Here is a 23180-nt window from a genome sequence, read left to right as displayed (position 1 = left end):
GCCGTCGTCGTCGCGGGTGCCGCCGTCGTCGTCGCGGGTGCCGACGCCGCGTCGCGGGCACCACCGCCACAAACGCGGGCGTCGCCGCTCAGCGGGGCGTCGCGGGTCAGCGGGGCCGTCGCCGCTCCAGGAAGTCGGTCATCCGCCGGCGCTTCTCCTCGTCCTCGAAGAGCACCGCCTGGCTGACCAGGTCGAGGTGCGGGTGCGCGGCGGCCGGCGCGTCGACCGCCAGCTTGGTCAGCCGCAGCGCCAGCGCGGACCCCTTGGCCATTTCGTCCAGCAGCCCGTGCGCGGTGGGCAGCAGCTCGTCGGGCTCGGCCACCACCCGGTTGACCAGGCCGATCCGCAGCGCCTCCTCGGCGTCCACCCGGCGGCCGGTGAAGAGCAGTTCCTTGGCCCGGGCCTCTCCGACCAGTGCCGGCAGCCGGTGGGTCGCGCCCGCGCCGGCCAGGATGCCCAACCGCACCTCCGGCTGCCCGAACACCGCCCGCTCGGTGCAGACCCGCAGGTCGCAGGCGTACGCCAGCTCGGCACCGCCGCCCAGCGCCGGCCCGTCCACCGCCGCCACGGTCGGCATCGGCAGCGCCCTGATCCGGGCGAAGGCGGCGGAGTTGATCGCCGCGAGCGCGTCCAGCCGGCCCCGTTCGCGCAGTTGCCCGATGTCCGCCCCGCCGGCGAAGATGCCCTCGGCCCCGCCCGTGAGCAGCAGCAGGCGGGGGCGCGCCTCCAGCTCCGCGCAGACCTGGTGCAGCTCGGCGATCAGGCCGGCGTCGATGGCGTTGCGCTTCTCCGGCCGGTCGAGCGTGACCACCAGCCGGTCCGGCCGCTCCTCGACCCGCAGCCCGCTCACGACTTCACCCCGCCTTCCCAGCGGTAGAAGCCCTGACCGGACTTCTTGCCCAGCCTGCCGGCGGCCACCATCTCCGCCAGCAGCGGCGGCGGCGCGAACCGGTCCCCGTACGCGGCCTGGAGGGTGCGCGCGATGTCCAGCCGCACGTCCAGCCCGACCAGGTCGGTCAGCTCCAGCGGGCCGATCGGGTGCCGGTAGCCGAGCACCACCGCCTTGTCGATGTCGGCCGGGCTGGCCACCCCGTCGGCGACCATCCGGATCGCCTCCAGGCCGAGGGTGACCCCGAGCCGGGAGGTGGCGAAGCCGGGCATATCGCGTACGACGACGGGGTCCTTGCCCAGCCGGTCGGCGAGCGCGACGGCCGCGGCGGTGGTCTCGTCGGCGGTGGCCGGGCCGACCACGACCTCCAGCAGCGTCATCGCCCAGACCGGGTTGAAGAAGTGCAGCCCGAGGAAGCGCTCGGGTCGCGCCAGCCCGTCGGCCAGTTCGGCGATGGAGATGCTGGACGTGTTGCTGCCCAGCAGCGCCGGGCGCAGCGCCTCGGCCTCGCGCAGCACCGCCCGCTTGAGGTCCGGCCGCTCCGGTACGGCCTCCACCACCACGGCCGGCTCCTGCGCGACGTCGGCGAGCGCGGCCCGCAGTGTCACCCGCCCCCGGTTCGTCGCGGCCTGGTCGGCGGTCAGCCTGCCGCGCCCCACCGCCCTGTCCCACAGCTCACCGAGCCGCTCCACGGCCGCGGCGCCCCGGGCCCGGTCCACCTCGACCAGCTCGACGGTGTGCCCGGCCCCGGCCGCCACGTACGCGATGCCGAGCCCCATCGTGCCGGCCCCGACGACGACAAAGCGGTCGCTCATGACGCCTCCCTGCCTCCGGCGGCGACCCGGGGTTGACCCGCGCTCCGCCACCCGCTCCACTCGCTCATGGGGCGACCCTATGCAGCGGCGCTCGCTCCGACATGCGTGGGGGCGGCGCGGATCGGGTACGACGGCCGTCAACCGAGGGAAGGACGAATTGAAATGAGCCAGGCACCGGAGACCGTGGACAGTGCGGGCGCGGCGGAGACGGTGGAGACCCGCGGGGACGAGCGGGTCGACCTGCTGCGCGCGGACACCAACAACGACGGCCGCACCGACGTCTGGGTTGCCGACACCGACGGGGACGGCAGGCCCGACCTGTTCCAGTTCGACACCGACCACGACGGCAAGGTGGACGTCACGATGGTCGACCTCGACGAGGACGGCACCCCGGACGAGGTGGTCGACGGCGACGGCGGCCTCCCGCCCGAGCAGCTCCCCCCGACCGTCCAGGTCTGAGGCGTACGCCGGTCGTCCGGGGTGCCGCCGCGCGGCGGGCCCCGGGCGTCAGCCGGCCAGGCGCAGGGTGGCCAGGTAGTACGGGGCGTCGTGGTCGTCCACGTCGGTCAGTCGCCAGGCGGTGCCCCGGACCAGCTCGGCGAGTTCGTCGGGCGAGCAGACCAGGTAGTCGAACCACTCGGTGCCCAGCTCCCGGTAGCGCAGGCGGAGCCGGAGCTGCCCGCCGAGCCGGCCCCGGCGCCGGTTGCGCTCGTGGTAGCCCGTGTGCAGCGGGTCCCGGGTGCCGTACGGGTCGGTGCCCTGCGCGATGACCCGCGCGCCCGGCCGGGCCAGCGCGGCGAGCGCCGCCAGCAGGGCCGGGGCCCGCTCCTGCCCCTCCAGCAGCCCGACGTTGTTGCCGAGCAGCAGGAACGTGTCGTAGCGCCGGCCGTCGGCGACGTGCGAGTCGACCGTCCCGTGCACCAGCTCGCGTACGCCCCGGCGGCGGCAGACGGCCAGCGCGCCGGCCGAGGTGTCCAGCCCGGTGACCGGCACGCCCCGTTCCTGGAGCAGCAGCGCGATCCGGCCCGCCCCGACCCCGACGTCCAGGGTGGCGCCCTCGACCCGGTCCACCGCCCGGTGGTCGTACGGCTGCCAGTCGGCCGGGCCGTCCAGGTAGTGCGCGGCGGGCGCGCCGTTGATCAGCCCGTCGTCCCGCTCGATGATCTCGATGACCGGCCGTGGCAGCCGCCCGCCGGCCAGCGGCCGGGGGCCGATGCCGGTGGCGACGGCGAACGCGTCGCGCAGCATCTCGCCGAAGACGTCACCGATCCGTGGTTCCACCGTCACGGCTTCACGCTATCCGGCCGGTCAGTCAGCCGTGGCGGCCGTATCCTGGCGGGATGGCCACACTGGACCGCCTCGCCGCGGAGAAATACATCCTGCTGACGACGTTCCGCAAGGACGGGCGGGCGGTGCCGACGCCGGTCTGGGCGGTCCGCGACGGCGACGCGCTGGCGGTGTGGTCGGCGGCGGATTCCGGCAAGGTGAAGCGGATCCGGCACAGCGGGGACGTCACGGTCGCACCGTGCGACGTTCGGGGCCGTCCGCACGGCGAGGCGGTGCCCGCCCACGCGACGCTCTGCGGCCCGGCCGACACCCGACGGGTCCGCGACCTGATCAAGCGGAAGTACCGGATGATCGGGCGGCTCAGCCTGCTCGGCAGTCGGTTGCGCCGGGGCGAGGGCGGCACGGTCGGCATCCGGGTCTCGCTCGCCGGGCGGCCGCCGGGCGGCGACTGACCCGCGCGCCGCCCCGCCGTCGCCGCGCGGCGGCCGGGGCGCCTGTGCGGCCGGCCTGCGCAACCGGTCCGGCCGCGCGGGCGCCGACCGGCCGGACCCCGACACGACGAAGGGCGACGGACCGTGTCCGCCGCCCTTCGTGCACACCTGTCTGACTTCCGGCCGTCAGTCCCCCTGGCGCTGCTGGGGGATCTGCCCCTGCAGCAGGGCCCTGACCTCCGACTCGCGGTACCGGCGGTGGCCCCCCAGGGTGCGGATGGCGCTGAGCTTGCCAGCCTTGGCCCACCGGGTCACCGTCTTCGGGTCGACACGGAACATCGACGCCACCTCGGCCGGCGTGAGTAGCGGCTCTGGTTCGTGCGTTCGCGATGCCATCGGTCACTCCTCCACATGTATAGACATCGGCCGGGGTCCCGCCGGCCGACGCGTCTCCCATGGTCCGGCTAGTCCCCGATGTCCGACATGGGCCGAACGGCCGAACGTCCCTAGACGGACGGATGAACCATGCCCGATTTATGCGACTTTTACACGGCAGAAAGTACCTTATTCGGACTCATGATCACGGTTCGTGATGCGCCAACTACGAGGACGCCTCGGCTTCGCGGCCCCGCCTGGGCGAATTGTCGTCAGTTGCACCGTTCCAGCAGTTGCACCGCGCGCCACCTCGCGACCAGCTTGTCGTACGCGGCCGAGGCCTCCTCGGCCTCGCCCCGGGACAGCCCGGCGAGCCCACTCGCCACCAGCTCGGGCGAGTCGTCGGCGGCCAGCGTCTCGTCGGAGAGCAGGTCGACCAGGCCGCCGTAGTCCAGCTCCACCATCGAGCGGGGGTGGAACTCCTCCAGCCAGCGGGCGGCCTCCTCGACCGCCTCCGTGATCGGCGCCTCGCCGACCGACTTGCGCAGCACCGACAGTGCCCGCGACGACCGGCGCCGCGCCTTCGAGATCTCCGTCCGGAAGCGCAGCGCCCGCCGGCCCGGGCGGGTCACGTGGTGCCGCTCCTCGGGGTCGAAGAGCACGAACCAGCGCAGCGGCACACCCCACGTCGCGATCTGCTCGTGCAGCCGGGGCACGCCGTGCTCCAGCACGCGGGCCCCGCTGCGCCAGTCCTCCACCACCGCCTTGGCCTGCCCGGCGAGCACCGGCGGCACGAACGCGTCGGCCAGCACCGGCGGCACGCCGTCGCGCGCGCTCAGCGCCGCCTCGGCCACCCGGATGCGCAGGTTCCACGGGCAGACCAGCAGCGTGTCGTCGGCCTCCAGCACGTACGCCTCGTCCGGCAGGTCGGGCAGCCGCGTCCAGCCCGCGCCGAGCGCCTCGATCACGGACGTCCGTTGCCGGCCGGGCCCCTCCACGGGGGCCACCGCCCGACCCTGCTCGACGTAGCGGCGCCAGTACGTCTGGCGGTCCCGGTCGAAAGCGGTCAGGGGCTCGTACACGCGCAGGTAAGAAGCGAAGAGCGACGGCACGGCGCGATCCTCCCACGAATCGGAACCCGACCGTCGTCGACGCTGCGATCACGCGCGCCGTGGGCGGTCGGACGGCGTCGGCCGATACTAGGCTCAGCGGCACCGGCAGCATCCCGCCGGCGTCCACAGGTCCTCGTCCCACAAGGGCGCACCCCACACCAGGAGCTACTCATGGGCGTATTCGCCAGCAACGACGACCCGGGATCCACCGGTCACGAACAGGTCGTGTTCTGCCAGGACAAGCAGTCCGGCCTGAAGGCGATCATCGGGATCTACTCCACCGCGCTCGGCCCCGCGCTCGGCGGCACCCGGTTCTACCCGTACGCGAGCGAGGAGGCCGCCCTCGCCGACGTGCTCGACCTGTCCCGGGGCATGGCGTACAAGAACGCCCTGGCCGGGTTGGACCTCGGCGGCGGCAAGGCGGTCATCTGGGGTGACCCCGAGCGGGTCAAGAGCGAGGCGCTGCTGCGCGCGTACGGCCGCTTCGTGGAGTCCCTCGCCGGGCGCTACTACACCGCCTGCGACGTCGGCACCTACGTGGCCGACATGGACGTGATCGCCCGGGAGACGTCGTACGTCACCGGCCGCAGCGTCGAGCACGGCGGCGCCGGCGACTCCTCGATCCTCACCGCCTGGGGCGTGTTCCAGGGCATGCGGGCCGCCGCCGAGCACGTCTGGGGCGCCCCGACCCTGGCCGGCAGGCGGGTCGGCGTGGCCGGCCTGGGCAAGGTCGGCAAGTACCTGGTCGGCCACCTGCTCGACGACGGCGCCGAGGTGGTGGCGACCGATGTCAACCCGAAGGCCCTGGAGTGGGCGCGCACCACCCACCCGCAGGTCGCGCTCGTCGACGACGCCGCCGCGCTGGTCGCCGCCGACATCGACGTGTACGCCCCGTGCGCGCTCGGCGGCGCGCTCAACGACGACACGGTGCCGGCGCTGCGCGCCAAGGTGGTCACCGGCGCGGCGAACAACCAGCTCGCCCACCCGGGCATCGAGAAGCTGCTGGCCGACCGCGGCATCCTCTACGCCCCGGACTACGTGGTGAACGCCGGCGGCGTGATCCAGGTGGCCGACGAGATCGAGGGCTTCAACTTCGAGCGGGCCAAGCTGCGCGCGACCCGGATCTACGACACCACCCGGGAGATCCTCCAGCTGGCCGACGCCGAGGGCGTGCCCCCGGCGGTGGCGGCGGACCGGCTCGCGGAGCGGCGGATGGCCGACGTCGGCCGGCTGCGCACGATCCACCTGCGATGAGCGTCACGGAGGCGGGGCCGGCCCGGTTCCGCCTCCGGCGCCGCCGCACCGAAGCGCCCGTTAAGCTGGTTTCGTCGGGCTTTGTCCGGTGTCACGGGCGCTCCCGGCACCGCTCCTTACCCGGTACAATCGGTGACGACTGGACGACCGCGACGCGCGGTACCGGTCGACGGTAACCCGAGGTGCCGAACGATGGCATCCCCATGTACCGTAAGAGCTACGAGAGATGCCTGACGTCATCGGGGCCCGCCTTCGGGCTGCCCCGCATTCTGTGCGAGGGGGTCGAGCCATGGGGCGCGGCCGTGCTAAGGCCAAGCAGACGAAGGTGGCGCGGGAGTTGAAGTACCACTCCCCGAACACCGACCTCACCGCCTTGCAGCGCGAGTTGGCGGGTGCTGGTAAGTCTGAGCACAACTTCGACGACGACTACAAAGAGTATGTCGACGACGATGATGAGGATCACGCGGACGAAGACCCGGATCCCTGGGTACGTCCGACCCGCTGACCTCCGGTCGCAGCTGAGCACGCGGTAATCCCCCGCGTGCTCACGCATGTGCCCATCCGAAGCGGCGCCAACACCGACGATCAGGGACCATGCCGTCCCGGAGGCGACTCCGGCTGCTCGGCAGGTCCCTGATCCCGGTGTGGCCGCCTCAGCGGGGCCGGTTGTTCCAGTTGTAGAACGTCGGGATGTTCTCGAAGTGGTTCCAGGCGCAGACGGCGCTCGCGCCGTCGCCGCCCGCCACCTCCGCCCGCAGTCGCCGCGCGGCCTCGGCCTCGTGGAGCAGAGCGGTGAGTCCCGGCGCGGCTTCCCGCACCCGATCGGCGACCTGGCCCGGGGCGGCGTCCACCCCACGCTCAGGCTGCCGGTGACTGGTGGTCTCGGGCATGCTCCAACACTCCCTCCAGTAGGTGGATCTTGCTGTTGCGGCAGTGCGCGGTCTCCGTACCGTCGAAACGCCCCAGCTCGAAGTAGCGGTTGGCGGCGTGGCCGCCGCCGCAGAAACCGAAGTAGGGGCAGGATGCACGGCACGCCTCGACACCGGCGAGGAACTCACCGACCCAGGGCGTCCGGCCCGCGTGGGCGAGGATGTCGGCCAGCGGCGTGGCCAGCACGTTCCCGCTGCTGAAGTCGCCGTACCGGACGTCGGTGAAGCCGGCCAGCTCGGGCGAGAGCACCGTCACCGAGCCGTCGTGGCCGACGGTCGGGATCGGGTCCAGCCGCCGGGGCAGCACGTCGTCGGCGGTGCCGTCCAGCACGGCGGCGGCGTACCGCAACGACCACTCGACCTCGCGCAGGTGGATCCGGGGCTCCCGCCGCCAGGCCGCCACCAGTTCCGCCCAGAACGCGGTCACCGCCCGGGCGTCGTGGGAGTTGTCGCGGAGGTTGACCCCCTCGGTCTCCTCGATGTTGACGCCGAGCACGTCACACCCCAGGCCGAGGAAGTAGTCGTACAGCTCGGTGGCGAGGCCCGGCTCCGGGCGGCCCACCACCGCCAGCGCCGAGAACGGCAGCCCGTGCCGGCGCAGCGCCGCCACCCCGCGCACGATCCGGTCGTACGCCGGCCCGCCGGCCCGGGTGACCCGGTCGCCGTTGCGCTCCCGCGGGCCGTCCACGCTCACGCTCACCCGCACCCGGTGCTCGGTGAAGAACGCGCACCACGCGTCGTCGATCAGCGTGGCGTTGGTCTGCACGTGGTGCTCGACCTCGGGCCCGAAGGGCGCGATCAGCGCGGCGAGATGCTCCCGGCCGGCGGCGAGCGGCTCCCCGCCGTGCCACACCACCGAGAAGCGGCCCGCCGCCGCCCACGGGTTGACCGACGCGGCCACCGCCTCGGCCACCGGCACCGGCATCCGCCGGTCGACCGCCCGGAACGGCAGGTAGCAGTAGGCGCAGTCCAGGTTGCACAGGGTGGTCGGCTGCATCACCACGTACGAGGGGACGGCGGCCAGGCCGCGCATCCCGCTGAACGACTGTCCCCGAGCAGCCATTGCCCTCCTCCGCGCCTGAAGGGCTGTCGGGGCCCCGATGAGGGGGTTGCCCCGACAGCGTTGAGGGTGCCCCTCAGGCTAGGCGGCGACGGCCACTCGGGTGAAGCCCTGATCAGATGCTCGTACGGTCACCGGAGCGTGATCATCATCCCCGGGTGTGCTGCCCGATCATCTGCACGTTGCCGGAGCCCTCGATGATCTCGCCGGCCTGCCACGCGTCGACGCCGCGGCCGGTCAGCGTGGCCAGCGCGCGGTCCGCGTCCTCGGCGGAGACGATCGCGAACATGCCGACGCCCATGTTGAACGTCGCCTCCATCTCCGGGTCCTCGATCCGCCCCTTGGTCTGGATCAGGTCGAAGATCGGCTGCGGCTTCCAGGTGGACCGGTTGACCACCGCGTCGACGTGCTCGGGAAGCACCCGCACCAGGTTGCCGGGGATGCCGCCGCCCGTGACGTGGGCGATGGACCGCACCTCGGCCTCGGCGATCAGCTTGAGGCAGTCCTGCGCGTAGATCTTCGTCGGGGTGAGCAGCTCCTCGCCGAGGGTGCGCTGCCGGCCGAAGTCGTCGATCACCACGTCGAGCCGCATCCGGCCGGCGCCCAGCAGCACGTGCCGGACGAGGGAGTAGCCGTTGGAGTGCAGGCCGGAGGAGCGCATCGCGATCACCACGTCGCCCACCTCGACCCGCTCCGGGCTGAGGATGTCGGCCTCCTCCACCACGCCGACGCCGGTGGCGGAGATGTCGTACTCGTCCGGGCGGAGCACGCCGGGGTGCTCGGCGGTCTCGCCGCCCAGCAGGGCGCAGCCCGCGTACCGGCAGCCGTCGGCGATGCCGGCGCCGATCTCGGCGACCTTGTCCGGCACGACCTCGCCGGTGGCGATGTAGTCGAGCAGGAAGAGCGGCTCGGCGCCGCAGGCGACCAGGTCGTCGACGACCATCGCGACGAGGTCGATGCCGACCGTGTCGTGGATGTCCATCTGCTGCGCGATCACCAGCTTGGTGCCGACGCCGTCGGTGGACGAGGCCAGGATGGGGTTCTTGTACTTCTTCGTGTCCAGCCGGAACAGCCCGGCGAAGCCACCCAGGTCGCCCATCACCTCCGGGCGCCGGGTCTGCTTCACCTTCGACTTCAGCAGCTCGACCGCCCGGTCGCCCGCCTCGATCGAGACCCCGGCGTCCGCGTACGAGACCGACCGTTTGCGCGCCGGCCGGCCGGTGCCGGCCGTCCAGGGCTGACGGTCGCCGCCGGCGCCGGTCGGGCTGCTTCCTGCGCCGCTGCGCTCGGACACGTGCGTCACGGTTCTCCCCTTTGTGGTTCTGGCGCCGCGCCGGCGATGACCGGCCGCGCCGGGTGGTGCTACGGGCGGTGTGTTGTCGCGCCGCCCGGAGTGGCGACGAGCGGAGGGGTGGTGTGCTCGGGAGCGTCGGGCGCCGCGGTGACCCGCCGGCCCACCCCCTCGAGCACGTGCTTGCCGATCAGGTTGCCGGCGGGCAGTTCGATCGGGTACTCCCCGTCGAAGCACGCGCGGCACAGCCGGGTCTTCGGCTGCTCGGTGGCGGCGATCAGGCCGGAGAGGGACACGTAGCCGAGCGTGTCGGCGCCGATCGAGCGGCGGACACCCTCGGTGTCCAGCCCGTTGGCCAGCAACTCGGCCCGGGTGGCGAAGTCGATGCCGTAGAAACACGGCCACTTGACCGGCGGCGAGGAGATGCGCACGTGCACCTCCAGCGCGCCGGCCTCGCGCAGCATCCGCACGATCGCCCGCTGGGTGTTGCCGCGCACGATCGAGTCGTCGACCACGACCAGCCGCTTGCCCCGGACGTTCGCCCGCAGCGGGTTGAGCTTGAGCCGGATGCCGAGCTGGCGCAGGGTCTGCGACGGCTGGATGAAGGTGCGCCCGACGTACGGGTTCTTCATCAGGCCGGCGCCGTAGGTGATCCCGGACTCCTCGGCGTAGCCGATCGCGGCCGGAGTGCCGGACTCCGGCACCGGGATGACCAGGTCGGCCTCGACCGGATGCTCCTTGGCCAACTGGCGACCGATCTGCACCCGGGCCGCGTGCACGTTGCGGCCGGCGATCGTGGCGTCCGGACGCGCGATGTAGACGTACTCGAAGAGGCAGCCCTTCGGCTCCGGGGCGGCGAACCGGCTGGAACGCAGGCCGTCCTCGTCGATCGCGATCAGCTCGCCGGGCTCGACCTCGCGGACCACGCTCGCGCCGACGATGTCCAGGGCGGCGGTCTCGCTCGCCACCACCCAGCCGCGCTCCAGCCGGCCCAGCACCAGCGGGCGTACGCCGTGCGGGTCGCGGGCCGCGTAGAGGGTCGACTCGTCCATGAAGACGAAGCTGAACGCGCCGCGCAGCTGCGGCAGCACCTCCAGCGCGGCCGCCTCCACCGACAGGTCGGGGCGGCTGGCCAACAGCATCGTCACCAGGGAGGTGTCGTTGGTCGAGCCGTCGGCGACCAGGCCCCGCTCGGTGACCTCACGCTGGAGGTCGGCCGTGTTGACCAGGTTGCCGTTGTGTGCCAGCGCGATCGTGGTGCCGGAGCTGGTGGACCGGATGGTCGGCTGGGCGTTCTCCCAGGTCGAACCGCCGGTGGTGGAGTAGCGGGCGTGGCCGATCGCCACGTGCCCGCGCAGGCTGGCCAGGGTCGGCTCGTCGAAGACCTGGGCGACCAGGCCGAGGTCCTTGTAGACCACGACGCCGGAGCCGTCGCTCACCGCGATGCCGGCGGCCTCCTGGCCACGGTGTTGGAGGGCGTATAGCCCGAAGTAGGTGAGGTTTGCGACCTCCTCCCCGGGCGCCCAGACACCGAAGACGCCACACGCGTCCTGGGGGCCTGGTCGTTGGGGATCAAGGTCGTGGCTCAGCCGGCCGTCGCCTCGGGGCACCTGCGCTCCCTCATGCTGGTCTGGACCGGCCTGGCGAACCACGCGGGGGGCGGGACTCGCACTCCTCGGCCGGGACCACTGTCGTCGCCTGACAGTGTACGCGAATCCGCGTCGACACAGAAAGTCACGATCTGGCTCCCGAACGTCACCAGCCCCTGCGCGTCGCCGCAGCTAGAGGGGCAGGTGCTCGGAGAGGTCGGCCCGGATTCCGCTCACCCGCACGCGACCCTGGGTGATCGCCTCGGCCCAGTCGAGCCGCCCGGTCGCCACCGCCAGCCAGGTCGCCGGATCCATCTCCACGACGTTCGGCGGGGTGCCGCGGGTGTGTCGAGGCCCGGGAATGCACTGAACTGCGCCGTAAGGTGGGACACGCACCTCCACCGATCGGCCGGGGGCGCGCTCCGCGAGGGCGGTCAAGAGGGCACGGACCGCATCTCGGAGGACCGGCCGTTCGGGCGTACGCCCCTCGTCGAGCGCCGACAACGCCGCCGCGACCGCGGCGGACTTTATGTGCGGAGAGGACACGACGGGACGATACGACTCGAACGCAGCGCGTCACACGCTGGCCCTGGGTCGCGCCGTTCCGGTCAGACAAGGCATAGTTGCCAACGGCGTATTCGTACCGTGATGATCCCCGGCCCGGCGCCCCGCCGGTCGAGGGAAGTCAGTCCGGAAGGCGGTGGACGTGTCAACACACCGACGTGCCTGGAAGCAGCGGGCCGGTGTGGTCGTGGCGCTGGTTGTCGGCGCTCTGCTCGCTGTCCCCGCCACACCAGCCCTGGCCGCCGACGTCAAGGTGTCCCCGAACTCTGCCACGGTGCAGGCGGGTAACGAGACGTCGGTCACCGTCTCGATCACTCCGACGAGCCCCACCGAAAGGTCGGTCAACCTCAGCCTCGCGGGTCTGCCGCAGGGGGTCGAGTGCGTCCGGGGTTGTGGGCAGGTCGAGCTGAACTTCGGAGAGACAGCGTCGCCGGAGGTTCGGCTGCGGGCGGCCAACAACGCTCCGGGCGTCGACCGGCAGCAGGTCACCGTCAACGTCTCGGGCTCCGGCGGCGCCTCGTTCAACCTGACCGTCAGGGGCCGCGAGGCGGAGCCGAGTCCGTCGCAGACGCAGACCGTCCGGTCGGTCTCCGGCAAGGTGGTCGTCCAGGCGAACGGCAAGGCCGTGCCGAACGCCGTGGTGATGCTCAAGGACGGCGCCGGCAACACGCGGGACACGGTCAGCGACGACAGCGGCAACTTCCGCTTCACCGGCACCACCGAAAAGCCGATCGTGCCGGGCCGGCTCGCCGTCGGCGCCAACGTCGGCGAGGTCTACGGCACCAAGAGCTTCGACGCGAGCGCCGGCCAGAGCATCACCGGCCAGCGCATCGCCCTGGCGATCAAGGTCGAGACGACCCCGAGCGCCACCCCCTCGGCCACCGACGAGCCGCTTCCCACGGACGAGGCTCTCGACGAGACCGACGGGGGAAGCACCGAGGCGAGCCCGGGCGCGGCGGCCAACGCCAGCAACGAGGACTCCGGCGGCATGGGCTCCTGGCTGATCATCCTGCTCGGGGGCCTGCTCGTCGCCGCGGGCGTCGGCACCATCGTGCTGCTCTGGATGCGGCGCAAGGACAACGGCGACGAGGGCGACGACGCCCCGGCGGGCGCCGCCGCGGCGGGCGCGGTCCCGGCGGCGCGCGGGGCGTACCGGGGCGCTGGCGTGGACGACCAGACCCGGGTGGTCAACCGGGCCGGCGCCGGGCCGGACCCGACGATGGTCGGCGGCACCTCGCTCAGCGACGCCCCGACGATGATGCACCGTCCCGTGGTCGACGACGTGCCGCCGGACCCGTACGGCGCGCCCCCGCAGCCCTACGGCGCGGCAGGCGCGGGGCAGGGCTGGGCCGGCAACGGCTATGGCGACGAGCCCGCCGGCTCGGGCGGCTACGGTGGCGGTGGCTACGGCAACGCGCCGTCCTCCGGCGGTGGCTACGGCAACGCGCCGTCCTCCGGCGGTGGCTACGGCAACGCCCCCGCCTCGGGCGGTGGCTACGGCGGGCACGACTACGGCGCTCCGGCCGGCGCTGCGGGCGCCGCGGGTGCCGCCGGCTACTCGGCGGGAGCCGGAGGCGGCCGGGGCTACGGCGACCGCTACGACGAGCCGACCGGCCGCTACACCGGCGAGTCCACGCAGTACCCGGCCCCGGCCGATCCCTACGCGACGGGCGTCTACCAGCCGGAGCAGGGCCAGGGCTACGGCCGGTCCGAGACCGCGCCGTACGGGCGGGGCGGCGAGCCGACCGGCGGCTTCGACCAGCGCGGCGGCTACGACCAGCAGCGCGGCGGCGGCTACGACGACCCCGGCTACGGCCAGGAGCCACCGCAGCAGCGCGGCGGCGGCTACGGCCAGGGCGGCTACGACCAGCCCACGTCGTACGACCAGGGTGGCTACGGCCAGCAGGGCGGCTACGGCCAGGAGCCCCCGCAGCAGCGCGGCGGCGGCTACGACGACCGCGGCTACGGCCAGCAGGGCGGCGGCTACGACGACCCGCAGGCCGGGCGCGGCCGCCCGGATGGCCCGCCGCAGCAGGACCGGGGCGGTCGCCGGCTGGACTGGCTGGACGACTGACCGCACGGGCACAGCCGAAGACGACAGCGCACCACGGCGAGGGCGTCCGGGATCCCCGGGCGGCCCTCGCCGTGGTGGCGCGCGGCACCGTCAGTCGGTCTGCTGAGGCGACGACAGCCCGGCAAACGCGGGTGAGCTGATGCCCGGGCGGCAGGGCGTCGCGCAGTCCCGGCGGGCGGCCGGGCGCGGGCGGCCGTCAGGTGCCAGGGCGGGCGCGGCCCGCGGGCGGCAGGGCGTCGGCGAACTGTCAGGCGGCGGAGAAGACGCCCTGGCGCAGCACCGGGACCACGTCGGAGACGCCGACCCGGACGGCGATCTCCACGTCCTGGGCGAAGCCGCCCTCGACCAACTCGCGGCCCGACACGCTGCCGCGTACCGCGGCGGGGACGTCGGGGGTGCTGGCGAGCGCGGCGAGCGCCATGGCCGCCTCCACGGAGAGACCGCCGGTCACCCCCGAGAGGGCGTCCAGCACGCTGGCCGCCCCGAGCTGGTCCTCCACGGCGGGGCGCAGCGAACCGTCCGGCCAGCGCTCGCCTGAGGCGACCACGCCGATCGGGGCGTCCGTCGAGCCGTACCCGTGACGGCGCAGCCAGCGCCCGACGGCGCGCGCGTTGCGCAGGCAGGCCGCGACCACCGGCAGGCCGGTGGCGCTGGCCGCGGCGCTGATCGCCGAGCCGTTGGGCGACGGCAACACGAGGTCGGCGACGACCGGCGCGGTGCTCAGCGCCGCCGGCGAGAGCGACCACGGATGCTCCGGGGTCGTCTGCCGGCGGCCCACCGCGGCGACCGCGCCCACCCGTCGCGCGTAGTCGGCCGCCTGTTCTCCCCATGGGAACGGGTGCACCCGCATGCCGCGCCCGACGGCGACCTCCACGGCGGTGGTGAACGAGAGCACGTCCACCACCACCAGCACCGCGCAGACCCGGCCGAACTCAGCCGCTCCCGTCAGCCCCCAGTCGAACCGGGCGCCGGATCCGGGTTGGGCGTAGACGGCCGCGGCCAACGCCTCAGCGCTTATCGGGCGCGGAGGACTGCTCGGTGTCACCGGAGTCGGGGTCGGCGTCGGCCCCGGTCGGGTCGTCGGCGACCTCGGCGGCCGGCTCCTCGGGTGCGGGGGCCGCGGCCTCCACCGGCGCCACGGCACCGGTCGACGGGACCGGCCCGGCCGACGCGATCGGCTCGGACGCGACGTCCGCCGGGTCCACCGGCGCCACCTCGGCCCGCTCGGCGTCGGGCAGCGGCACGGCCTCGACCGCACCGGCCACGCCGGCTGCCGGCGCCGGCACCCGCACGACCTCCGAGCCGCCGAAGAGGCGCGGCAGCGTCGCCGTGTGCGCGGCGCGCAGCTCGTCCAGGCCGATCCGGAACTGGCCGTGCACCTCCAGCGCGCCGCCGGCCGGGTCGGTGACGCCGATCAGCTCGAACGGCACCCCGCGCTCGGCGCACAGGGCGGTGAACGCCTTCTCGTGGCCGCGCGGCACCGAGGCCAGGACCCGCCCCGCGGACTCGCTGAAGAGGTAGACGAACGGCATCGAGCCGCCGGCGAACCGCTCCGGCACCGCGATCCGGGCGCCGACCCCGCGCCGCAGGCAGGACTCGACCAGGCCCTGCGCGAGGCCGCCGTCGGAGAGGTCGTGCGCGGAGCTGAGGTGCCCGACCCGGGCAGCCTCCGCCAGCAGGTCCGCCAACCGCCGCTCGTGGGCCAGGTCGACCTGCGGGGGTACGCCGCCGAGGTGCTCGTGGGTGACCCACGCCCACTCCGAGCCGGAGAGCTCCACGTGCGTCTCGCCGAGCAGGAAGAGCTGGTCGTGGTCGCCGCCGGGGCGCGGCACGAAGCCCATCGGCACCCGGTTGGCGACGTCGTCGAGCACGCCGAGCACGCCGACAACCGGGGTCGGGTGGATGGCCGCCGCGCCGGTCTGGTTGTAGAAGCTGACGTTGCCGCCGGTCACCGGGATGCCCAGCTCGGCGCAGCCGTCGGCCAGGCCACGGACGGCCTCGGCGAACTGCCACATCACGCCCGGGTCCTCCGGCGAGCCGAAGTTCAGGCAGTTGGTGACGGCGATCGGCTTCGCGCCGGTGACGGCGACGTTCCGGTACGCCTCGGCCAGCGCGAGCTTCGTGCCGTGGTACGGGTCGAGGCGGGCGTACCGGCCGTTGCCGTCCACCGACAGCGCCACGCCGAGCCCGGTCCGCTCGTCGATCCGGATCACGCCGGAGTCCTCGGGCTGGGCGAGCACGGTGTTGCCCAGCACGTACCGGTCGTACTGCTCGGTGACCCAGGTCTTGTCGGTCAGGTTCGGCGACGCGATCATGCGCAGCACGGTCTCGCGCAGCGCCTCCGGGTCGGCCGGCCGGGGCAGCGTCTCCGCGCGGTCGGCCTGGAGCAGGATCAGGTCGGCCGGCTCGCGCATCGGGCGGGCGTAGACCGGACCGTCGTCGACCAGCGAGCCCGGCGGCACGTCGACCACGAGCTGGTCCCGCCAGGTGATCACCACCCGGCCCGGCTGGCCGTCCGGTGCCGGCGGGGTGACCTCGCCGATCGCGGTGGCCCAGACGCCCCACTTCTCGGCGGTCTTGAGCACGGCGTCGAGCTTCTCCGGCTCGACCACCAGCAGCATCCGCTCCTGCGACTCGCTGGCCAGGATCTCGTGCGGCTCCATCGAGGGCTCGCGCAGCGGCACCCGCTCCAGCCACACCCGCATGCCGGTGCCGGCCGCCGCGGCGGTCTCGGTCAACGCGCAGGTCAGGCCGGCACCGCCGAGGTCCTGGATGCCGACGACGAGCTGGGCGTCGTAGAGCTCCAGGCAGGCCTCGATGAGCAGCTTCTCCATGAACGGGTCGCCCACCTGCACCGACGGGCGGCGCTGCTCGCTGCCCTCGTCGAAGGTGGCGCTCGCCAGCACCGACACGCCGCCGATGCCGTCCCGGCCGGTCTTGGCACCCATCAGCACCACGACGTTGCCCGGGCCGGCGGCGGCCTTGTTCTGCAGGCGGTTTACCGGCAGCACGCCGAGGCAGAGCGCGTTGACCAGGGGGTTGCCCTGGTAGCAGGGGTCGAACACGACCTCGCCGCCGATGTTCGGCAGGCCGAGGCAGTTGCCGTAGCCGCCCACGCCGGCGACGACGCCGGGCAGCACCCGGGCGGTGTCGGGGTGGTCGGCCGCGCCGAAGCGCAGCGGGTCCATCACCGCGACCGGGCGGGCGCCCATGGCCAGGATGTCCCGGACGATGCCGCCGACGCCGGTGGCCGCGCCCTGGTAGGGCTCGACGAAGCTGGGGTGGTTGTGCGACTCGACCTTGAAGGTCACCGCCAGCTCGTCGGAGACCTGCACCACGCCGGCGTTCTCGCCGATGCCGGCGAGCAGCCGGTCGCTCGGCGGGGCCTTCTCCCCGAACTGGCGCAGGTGCACCTTGCTCGACTTGTAGGAGCAGTGCTCGCTCCACATGATCGAGTACATGGCCAGCTCGGCCTGGGTGGGCCGGCGGCCGAGGATGTGCCGGATCCGGTCGTACTCGTCGTCGCGGAGCCCCAGCTCGGCGTACGGCTGCAGCTCACCGGGGGTGTCCACGGCGTGCGACACGGTGTCCAGGCCGGCCGCCCAGTCGGCCGTCGCCGGCCCGGTGGGCGCGGCCGGACGCGGCTCCACCGGCTGCGCCGGGGCGGCCGGGAAGGCCTCCGGGGTCTCCCGTACCTCGTCCGGATGGCTGGTCATGACCTCTCCTCGTTGCGCTCAGGGCCGCCCTGAGGGCGGGTGAGCCGACCGATGATGCCGCCGCGCACGGTCACCGCCCCGCACTTTGTTCGCGACTGCGGGGCTCGCAGACCCGGCTCACTCCTCGCGCTCACGCTGGCGCCCCCACCAGGTGCTTGAGCACCGAGGTGAAGAAGCCGAGGCCGTCCAGGGAGGGGCCGGTGAGCGCCTCCACGGCGTGCTCGGGATGCGGCATGATGCCGACCACGTTGCCGGCGTGGTTCGTGATCGCGGCGATGTCGCGCTGCGACCCGTTGGGGTTGCCGCCGACGTAGCGGGCGACCACCCGGCCCTCGGCTTCGAGCTGGTCGAGCGTCGCGGTGTCGGCGACGTAGCAGCCCTCGCCGTTCTTGACCGGGATCAGCACCTCCTGGCCGGGCTGGAACGCGTTCGTCCACGCGGTGCCGACCGACTCGATGCGCAGGACCTGGTCCCGGTTGCGGAAGTGCAGGTGCTGGTTGCGGGTGAGGGCCCCGGGCAGCAGGTGGGCCTCGCAGAGGATCTGGAAGCCGTTGCAGATGCCGAGCACCGGCAGGCCGGCCCGGGCCGCGTCCACGATCGTCTCCATCACCGGGGCGAACCGGGCGATGGCCCCGCAGCGCAGGTAGTCGCCGTAGGAGAAGCCGCCGGGCAGGACGACGGCGTCCACCCCGTGCAGCCGCGGGTCACCGTGCCAGAGGCGGACCGGTTCGGCGCCCGCGATGCGGACGGCCCGGGCCGCGTCCCCGTCGTCCAGCGAGCCGGGGAACGTGACCACGCCGACCCGGGCGGTCACGAGCGGGCGTCCGCGGTCTCGTCGGCCTCGACCAGGCGGACGGTGAAGTCCTCGATGACCGGGTTGGCGAGCAGTTTGTCGGCGATCTCCCGGGCCCGGTCCAGGTCCGGTTCACCGGTGAACTCGATCTCGATCCGCCTGCCGATCCGAACCGAGGCGACGTCGCTGACGCCGAGCCGGGGCAGCGCGTTTGCGACGGCCTGGCCCTGCGGATCGAGGATCTCGGGCTTGAGCATGACGTCGACGACGACGCGAGGCACTGGGGCACTCCTGACTGTGTACGCAGTTGGGTGCCGACCCACAACGGGCGAGCGCAGCCAGCCTACCTGGCAGATCCGGCCCTGGACGCACCGGCCGGACGCAGTTCAGGCAGCGATCGGCATTCCTGGCGCGGGGGCGGGAGACCGATACGGGTTCGTTGCGATCCCGATGCGTTTCCGTTGCCGACCAGCCCGTTTCGCCCCACTCCGGCCGCCGGGACGCCCACCGCCATCGACCGACGGACCACCATCGTCATTGATGAAGTTCGATGAAACTCTTGTGAACGACATCTCAGGAGCCCTACCGCACATCGTCATACGTCGATGGGACGTACCCGGTCGCCGGCCACCCCGACCGCCGGCCGACAGCTCGACCCGGTGACCCCGGGCCCATCCCCGAAGGAGCCCCCATGCGCATCCGATCCATGATCGCAGTGCTGGCCACCGCAGCGGCCGGCCTGCTCGGCGCCAGCTCCGGCGCCCTCGCCGCCCCGGCGGGCCCGCAGCCGATCATCGGCGGCGGGACAGTCTCGTCCGCCCCGTGGGCCGCCGCGGTGTTCAGCAACGGATCGTTCACCTGCTCCGGCACGATCATCGCGCCGGAGTGGGTGCTCACCGCCCGGCACTGCCTCGGCGGCACCATGTCCGTCCGGGTCGGCAGCGTCTACCGCTCCTCCGGCGGGGTCACCCGCACGGTGAGCGCCACCTACAGCCGCTACGACCTGGCCCTGATGCGCCTGTCCAGCTCGGTGAGCACCTCGTACGTCACGCTGGCCAGCAGCAACCCGCCGATCGGCTCCACCAACTCGATCTACGGCTGGGGCATGACCTGCTACAGCGGCTGCTCCGCCGCCAGCCAGCTGAAGACCGCGAGCGTCCAGGTGACCAGCAACAGCGCCACCGACGCGTACGGCGGCCAGGCGATCCGGAGCACGCGGATCAACGGCAACGCGTGGCGGGGCGACTCGGGCGGCCCGCAGTTCTACAACGGCCGCCAGGTCGGCGTCGCCTCGACCGCCGACGGCTACAGCATCCAGAACTACGGCAGTGTCGCGTACAACCGGGCCTGGATCACCTCCGTGGCCGGTGTCTGACGGTTAGCGCCCGGGCGGCGCGGATGGCCGGCCACGCGCCGGCCGTCCGCGCCGCGCCGTTTTGCAGCATCCGATCAGGTGAACAAGGCTCGCGATCGGGTGCGGGGTCGCCCTGACAGCATCGGAAACGTGCTGGTCGTGACGACGGAGCAACTACCCGGGTACGAGATCCGCCAGATCCTCGGCGAAGTGGTGTCGTCGATGGCCAGGACGCGGAACCCGTACCGCGAGGGGGTCAAGAACCTGCGCGGCGGCGCGTACGACCCGATGGCGCCGGACAACCTGACCCGGTGGCGTACCGACTCGGTGGCCCGGCTCGGCGAGGAGGCCCGCCGCCTCGGCGCGAACGCCGTGGTGGGCATGCGCTTCGACAGCCGCGACTGCGGCGAGATGTGGATGGAGATCTGCGCGTACGGCACGGCGGTGATCGTGGTGCCCAAGGTGCCCGACGTCATGCCCCCCGACCAGCCGCTGGTCGCCGCGGAGACCGCCCACGACCCCGCCTTCGCCGAGTCCCCGGGCGGCATCGCCGAGCCGGCGAGCGCCCCCACCCTCCGCACGGCGGCCGAAACCCCCACCCGCGACTCCTGACCCACCCGCCCCCTTGGCCCCGTTGATCATGAAGTTGTTGCCCGCCCGTCGGCGTGTCGAGGCAACAACTTCATGATCAACGCTGGCAGTGGGGGTGGGGGGTGGGAGGGGTGGGGTTAGAGGATGGGGGGTGGGGTGTAGGTGGCGGCCTTGGGGTGGGCTTCGACCACGGCGGCTACTCGGCGGGTGACTGCCTCGACCTGGGCCGGGGCGGCGCCGACGAAGGCGGTGCGGTCGGCGACGAGCGCGTCGATCTCACCCCGGGTCAGGCCCAGGCGGCCGTCCGCCGCGAGGCGGTCGAAGAGGTCGTTCTCGGCGGCGCCCTTCTCGCGCATGGCGAGCGCGACGGCGACCGCGTGCTCCTTGATCACCTCGTGGGCGACCTCGCGCCCGACGCCGCGCCGGACCGCCGCCACCAGGATCTTGGTGGTGGCCAGGAACGGCAGGAAGCGCTCCAGCTCCCGGTTGACCACCGCCGGGTACGCGCCGAACTCGTCCAGCACGGTGAGGAACGTCTGGAACAGCCCGTCGGCGGCGAAGAACGCGTCCGGCAGCGCGACCCGGCGGACCACCGAGCAGGCGACGTCCCCCTCGTTCCACTGGTCGCCGGCCAGCTCGCCGACCATCGACAGGTAGCCTCGGATGATCACCGCGAAGCCGTTGACCCGCTCGCTGGACCGGGTGTTCATCTTGTGCGGCATCGCGCTGGAGCCGACCTGGCCCGGCTTGAAGCCCTCGGTCGCCAACTCCTGGCCCACCATCAGCCGGATCGTCGTGGCCAGCGAGGACGGCGCGGCGGCGATCTGCGCCAGCGCGGAGAGCACCGCCAGATCGATCGAACGCGGGTAGACCTGGCCGACGCTGTCGAGCACCCGGGAGAAGCCGAGGTGCTCGGCCACCCGGCGCTCCAGCTCGGCCACCTTGTCGGCGTCGCCGTCGAAGAGGTCCAACTGGTCGGCGGCGGTGCCCACCGGGCCCTTGATGCCGCGCAGCGGGTACCAGTTGATCAGGTCGTCCAGCCGCTCGTACGCGATCAGCAGCTCCTCCGCGGCCGACGCGAAGCGCTTCCCGAGCGTGGTGGCCTGCGCGGCGACGTTGTGCGAGCGGCCGGTCATGACGAGGCCCGAGTGCTCGACGGCCAACCGGGACAGCCGGGCCAGGGTGGCGACCACCCGGTCCCGGACCAGCTCCAGCGAGGCCCGCACCTGGAGCTGCTCGACGTTCTCGGTGAGGTCCCGGGAGGTCATCCCCTTGTGCACGTGCTCGTGCCCGGCGAGCGCGCTGAACTCCTCGATCCGGGCCTTCACGTCGTGCCGGGTGACCCGCTCCCGCTCGGCGATCGAGGCGAGGTCGACCTGGTCGAGCACCCGCTCGTACGCCTCGACCACGCCGTCCGGGACGGACACGCCGAGGTCCCGCTGCGCCCGGAGCACGGCGAGCCAGAGCTGCCGTTCCATCCGGATCTTCTGCTCCGGTGACCAGAGGGCGACCAGCTCGGGCGAGGCGTACCGGCTGGCGAGCACGTTGGGGATCGTCGTCACGTACCTCAGTCTTGCACGCCCCTCTCGCGTGCCTTCGCCGAAGACCCGCGACGTGCCACGGCTCTCGGCAGGGCGGGGTGGGCGGAGCGTCGTCGCCCCGGCATGCCGCGCGTCGCGGCGACCGGTCGGTCGACCGCCCTCAGGACGAAGGGGCGGGACGGCCCGTCAGGGCCCGCCACAATCCCGCGCACGCCTCCGCCTCGGTGTCGAACACCAGCCGGACGTCGTACCTGCCGCGCTCGTAGGCGCCGATCTCTCACCGTCCCCCCGACGAGCGGCGCAGGAACCAGAAGTCGGGAGGGACCGGCACGTGCTCGTGCACACCTTCCAGTTCGAACGCGTCCGGTGACATCCCGGTCGCCAGCAGGGCGCTGCGCACCTCGTGCCGGTCCACTCCCGACCTCCCTGTCCACGGGCTTCAGCAGACGGGAACCCCGCCGCCCACACCACCCTGCCGGGGCACGGTGGTCGCCGTGCACGGCGGGGCGACGCCGTCCAGGTACTCCTCGACGAGGTAGTGGTGGTCGATCAGCCACTGCACGTTCAGGTTCCCACCGGCCTGCGGCACGTACGCCGGGTTCAGCTGGAACTGGGTGCCCAGGCCGGGCTGGGCGAACCACGGCGCGATCGGGCCGGAGTCGACGTCGAACGGCTTGAGCACGCAGTAGGTGTGGTAGTTGGCCAGTGGGCCCCCGGCGGGGGCGGCGGGATCGGCGGCGTGTTCAGGCTCTGCGGCGCCAGCGAGCGAGCGCTGAACGGAGTGCCGAGCGGGGAGAGGAAGGCGCCGCCGGGGAAGCCGAAACGGTCGAGGCGGTACCCGGGCAGCAGGGTCTGCCGCGTCTTGATCGGCTCGCCGTGCGGGCCGAGGACGTAGCCGTCCTCGGGCGGGAAGCGCAACTCCGCCGGGCTGCCGGTGGTAGTTCTGCAACCACCGGCTCTCGGTCTGCGCGCCGAGCCGCTGATAGCCGGCGAGCAGCGGCCCGACCGGCGAGGCGTACGGAAGCTGGGCCGGCCCGAGCAGCCGCTTGCCGTCGAAGAACTGGGTGGTCTCCGGCGCGTTCGGCGGCAGGCCCGGGCGGCAGAGGCCCGGCGACGGCTGCGGTTGCCGGTCCGCCCCACCGGACTGCTGGCCCGGCTCGCCGGATCGCTCCTCCGCCCCGCCGGGGCGCTGGCCCGGCGCTCCGCCGGCCTGGCCGGCGCCCGAGTCGTCCTCGGCGAGCGCGGCGGCGGCCTGGGCCACCGCCGTGGGGGCGACCTGGTACGGGGTGCCGGGGAGCAGGGCCAGGGCCGCGCCGGAGAGTGCGGCGAGTAACCAACGTCTGGATTTCATGACAAACCTCCCGATGAAGGACGATCGACGTCTTCATCGCCGGGATGTTCGAACATGAATGCGAGGATTGCGCTGTTTTTCCACCGGAAGGTGTGTACGCGCAGGTCAGGGCGGGTTCGCTCTGTTGGCGGGCGACTGCGGCGGTGGTGGCGGCGTCGTTCTCC

22 protein-coding genes and 2 pseudogenes are annotated in these 23180 nt (G+C 73.2%); 7 read left to right on the top strand and 17 right to left on the bottom strand.

Features of this window, described 5'->3' with window-relative positions; genetic code table 11:
• Positions 1–106: 106 nt before the first annotated feature.
• Positions 107–850: an enoyl-CoA hydratase/isomerase family protein gene (locus ACGFZ2_RS29230; RefSeq protein ID WP_393459052.1), complete on the bottom strand. Its 744-nt coding sequence runs from the start codon at positions 848–850 to the stop codon at positions 107–109.
• Complete coding sequence (locus ACGFZ2_RS29225) at positions 847–1704, bottom strand: 3-hydroxyacyl-CoA dehydrogenase family protein (RefSeq protein ID WP_393459049.1); 858 nt, start codon at positions 1702–1704, stop codon at positions 847–849. The genes ACGFZ2_RS29230 and ACGFZ2_RS29225 overlap by 4 nt, the downstream gene beginning before the upstream one ends.
• A 162-nt stretch (positions 1705–1866) precedes the next feature.
• Here ACGFZ2_RS29225 and ACGFZ2_RS29220 point away from each other — a divergent pair, with 162 nt between their 5' ends.
• Positions 1867–2163: a hypothetical protein gene (locus tag ACGFZ2_RS29220; protein WP_350702120.1), complete on the top strand. Its 297-nt coding sequence runs from the start codon at positions 1867–1869 to the stop codon at positions 2161–2163.
• 48 nt (positions 2164–2211) lie between these two features.
• On the opposite strand, the gene ACGFZ2_RS29215 is transcribed toward ACGFZ2_RS29220, so the two are convergent.
• A complete protein-coding gene (locus ACGFZ2_RS29215) occupies positions 2212–2991 on the bottom strand; it encodes a class I SAM-dependent methyltransferase (protein ID WP_393459046.1) in 780 nt (259 codons plus the stop codon).
• A 53-nt stretch (positions 2992–3044) separates the two neighbouring features.
• On the opposite strand from ACGFZ2_RS29215, the gene ACGFZ2_RS29210 reads away from it, so the two are divergent.
• Positions 3045–3443 carry a PPOX class F420-dependent oxidoreductase gene (locus ACGFZ2_RS29210; RefSeq protein ID WP_393459043.1) on the top strand — a complete coding sequence of 133 codons (399 nt, stop codon included), beginning with the start codon at positions 3045–3047 and terminating at the stop codon, positions 3441–3443.
• Between the two features lie 165 nt (positions 3444–3608).
• On the opposite strand, the gene ACGFZ2_RS29205 is transcribed toward ACGFZ2_RS29210, so the two are convergent.
• A complete protein-coding gene (locus ACGFZ2_RS29205) occupies positions 3609–3818 on the bottom strand; it encodes a BldC family transcriptional regulator (protein ID WP_007073996.1) in 210 nt (69 codons plus the stop codon).
• Between the two features lie 251 nt (positions 3819–4069).
• Positions 4070–4909 carry a hypothetical protein gene (locus ACGFZ2_RS29200; RefSeq protein WP_393259884.1) on the bottom strand — a complete coding sequence of 280 codons (840 nt, stop codon included), beginning with the start codon at positions 4907–4909 and terminating at the stop codon, positions 4070–4072.
• A 171-nt stretch (positions 4910–5080) separates the two neighbouring features.
• On the opposite strand from ACGFZ2_RS29200, the gene ACGFZ2_RS29195 reads away from it, so the two are divergent.
• Both ACGFZ2_RS29195 and ACGFZ2_RS29190 read left to right on the top strand, forming a co-directional pair.
• A complete protein-coding gene (locus tag ACGFZ2_RS29195) occupies positions 5081–6163 on the top strand; it encodes a Glu/Leu/Phe/Val dehydrogenase (RefSeq protein WP_393259881.1) in 1083 nt (360 codons plus the stop codon).
• A gap of 289 nt (positions 6164–6452) precedes the next feature.
• Positions 6453–6668, top strand: a complete 216-nt coding sequence (locus ACGFZ2_RS29190) for a DUF3073 domain-containing protein (protein WP_091099829.1) — start codon at positions 6453–6455, stop codon at positions 6666–6668.
• A 148-nt stretch (positions 6669–6816) separates the two neighbouring features.
• Here the strand turns inward: ACGFZ2_RS29190 and amcA are convergent, their stop codons facing one another.
• The 5 genes from amcA to ACGFZ2_RS29165 all read right to left on the bottom strand — a co-directional run bounded on the left by amcA (position 6817) and on the right by ACGFZ2_RS29165 (position 11578).
• Positions 6817–7053, bottom strand: coding sequence for a multiple cyclophane-containing RiPP AmcA (gene amcA / locus ACGFZ2_RS29185; protein ID WP_357449724.1), 237 nt, complete (start codon positions 7051–7053; stop codon positions 6817–6819).
• The gene (amcB, locus tag ACGFZ2_RS29180; protein WP_393459074.1) at positions 7022–8125 is read right to left on the bottom strand and encodes a cyclophane-forming radical SAM peptide maturase AmcB; all 1104 of its coding nucleotides are present in this window, start codon (positions 8123–8125) and stop codon (positions 7022–7024) included. Before amcB ends, amcA begins: the two co-directional genes overlap by 32 nt.
• 175 nt (positions 8126–8300) lie before the next feature.
• Entirely contained in the window at positions 8301–9455 is a 1155-nt protein-coding gene (gene purM / locus ACGFZ2_RS29175) for a phosphoribosylformylglycinamidine cyclo-ligase (protein WP_350702130.1), read from the bottom strand.
• Positions 9456–9514: 59 nt separating this feature from the next.
• A complete protein-coding gene (gene purF, locus ACGFZ2_RS29170; RefSeq protein ID WP_393459040.1) occupies positions 9515–11053 on the bottom strand; it encodes an amidophosphoribosyltransferase in 1539 nt (512 codons plus the stop codon).
• A gap of 171 nt (positions 11054–11224) precedes the next feature.
• Positions 11225–11578 carry a sterol carrier family protein gene (locus ACGFZ2_RS29165; protein ID WP_393259876.1) on the bottom strand — a complete coding sequence of 118 codons (354 nt, stop codon included), beginning with the start codon at positions 11576–11578 and terminating at the stop codon, positions 11225–11227.
• Between the two features lie 160 nt (positions 11579–11738).
• Here ACGFZ2_RS29165 and ACGFZ2_RS29160 point away from each other — a divergent pair, with 160 nt between their 5' ends.
• Positions 11739–13670 (top strand): carboxypeptidase-like regulatory domain-containing protein, encoded by a 1932-nt coding sequence (locus ACGFZ2_RS29160; RefSeq protein ID WP_393459037.1) that lies wholly within the window; start codon positions 11739–11741, stop codon positions 13668–13670.
• 247 nt (positions 13671–13917) lie between these two features.
• Here the strand turns inward: ACGFZ2_RS29160 and ACGFZ2_RS29155 are convergent, their stop codons facing one another.
• The 4 genes from ACGFZ2_RS29155 to purS form a co-directional block, all read right to left on the bottom strand.
• On the bottom strand, positions 13918–14673 hold the full coding sequence (locus ACGFZ2_RS29155; protein ID WP_393259872.1) for a 2-phosphosulfolactate phosphatase: 756 nt from the start codon (positions 14671–14673) through the stop codon (positions 13918–13920).
• Positions 14674–14677: 4 nt separating this feature from the next.
• The gene (purL, locus tag ACGFZ2_RS29150) at positions 14678–17386 is read right to left on the bottom strand and encodes a phosphoribosylformylglycinamidine synthase subunit PurL (protein ID WP_393259868.1); all 2709 of its coding nucleotides are present in this window, start codon (positions 17384–17386) and stop codon (positions 14678–14680) included.
• A 130-nt stretch (positions 17387–17516) separates the two neighbouring features.
• Positions 17517–18200, bottom strand: coding sequence for a phosphoribosylformylglycinamidine synthase subunit PurQ (purQ, locus tag ACGFZ2_RS29145; RefSeq protein WP_393259865.1), 684 nt, complete (start codon positions 18198–18200; stop codon positions 17517–17519).
• A complete protein-coding gene (gene purS, locus ACGFZ2_RS29140; RefSeq protein ID WP_030332194.1) occupies positions 18197–18460 on the bottom strand; it encodes a phosphoribosylformylglycinamidine synthase subunit PurS in 264 nt (87 codons plus the stop codon). The genes purQ and purS overlap by 4 nt, the downstream gene beginning before the upstream one ends.
• A 410-nt stretch (positions 18461–18870) precedes the next feature.
• Between purS and ACGFZ2_RS29135 the strand changes: the two genes are divergently transcribed.
• Positions 18871–19554, top strand: a complete 684-nt coding sequence (locus ACGFZ2_RS29135) for a S1 family peptidase (RefSeq protein ID WP_393259862.1) — start codon at positions 18871–18873, stop codon at positions 19552–19554.
• A gap of 23 nt (positions 19555–19577) precedes the next feature.
• Positions 19578–20145 (top strand): annotated as a pseudogene (locus tag ACGFZ2_RS29130) (YbjQ family protein).
• A 116-nt stretch (positions 20146–20261) separates the two neighbouring features.
• On the opposite strand, the gene purB reads toward ACGFZ2_RS29130, so the two are convergent.
• The 3 genes and pseudogenes from purB to ACGFZ2_RS29115 all read right to left on the bottom strand — a co-directional run bounded on the left by purB (position 20262) and on the right by ACGFZ2_RS29115 (position 22805).
• Entirely contained in the window at positions 20262–21686 is a 1425-nt protein-coding gene (purB, locus tag ACGFZ2_RS29125) for an adenylosuccinate lyase (protein WP_393459034.1), read from the bottom strand.
• Positions 21687–21942: 256 nt separating this feature from the next.
• A complete protein-coding gene (locus ACGFZ2_RS29120; RefSeq protein WP_393459031.1) occupies positions 21943–22080 on the bottom strand; it encodes a hypothetical protein in 138 nt (45 codons plus the stop codon).
• A 24-nt stretch (positions 22081–22104) separates the two neighbouring features.
• Positions 22105–22805 (bottom strand): annotated as a pseudogene (locus ACGFZ2_RS29115) (TNT domain-containing protein).
• Between the last annotated feature and the right edge of the window lie 375 nt (positions 22806–23180).

The sequence above is a fragment of the Micromonospora sp. NPDC048063 genome (assembly GCF_043202855.1).
Taxonomy (GTDB): Bacteria; Actinomycetota; Actinomycetes; order Mycobacteriales; family Micromonosporaceae; genus Micromonospora.
The sequence above is the reverse complement of the archived record's forward strand: the minus strand, read 5'-3'. Positions and strand labels throughout refer to the sequence as shown.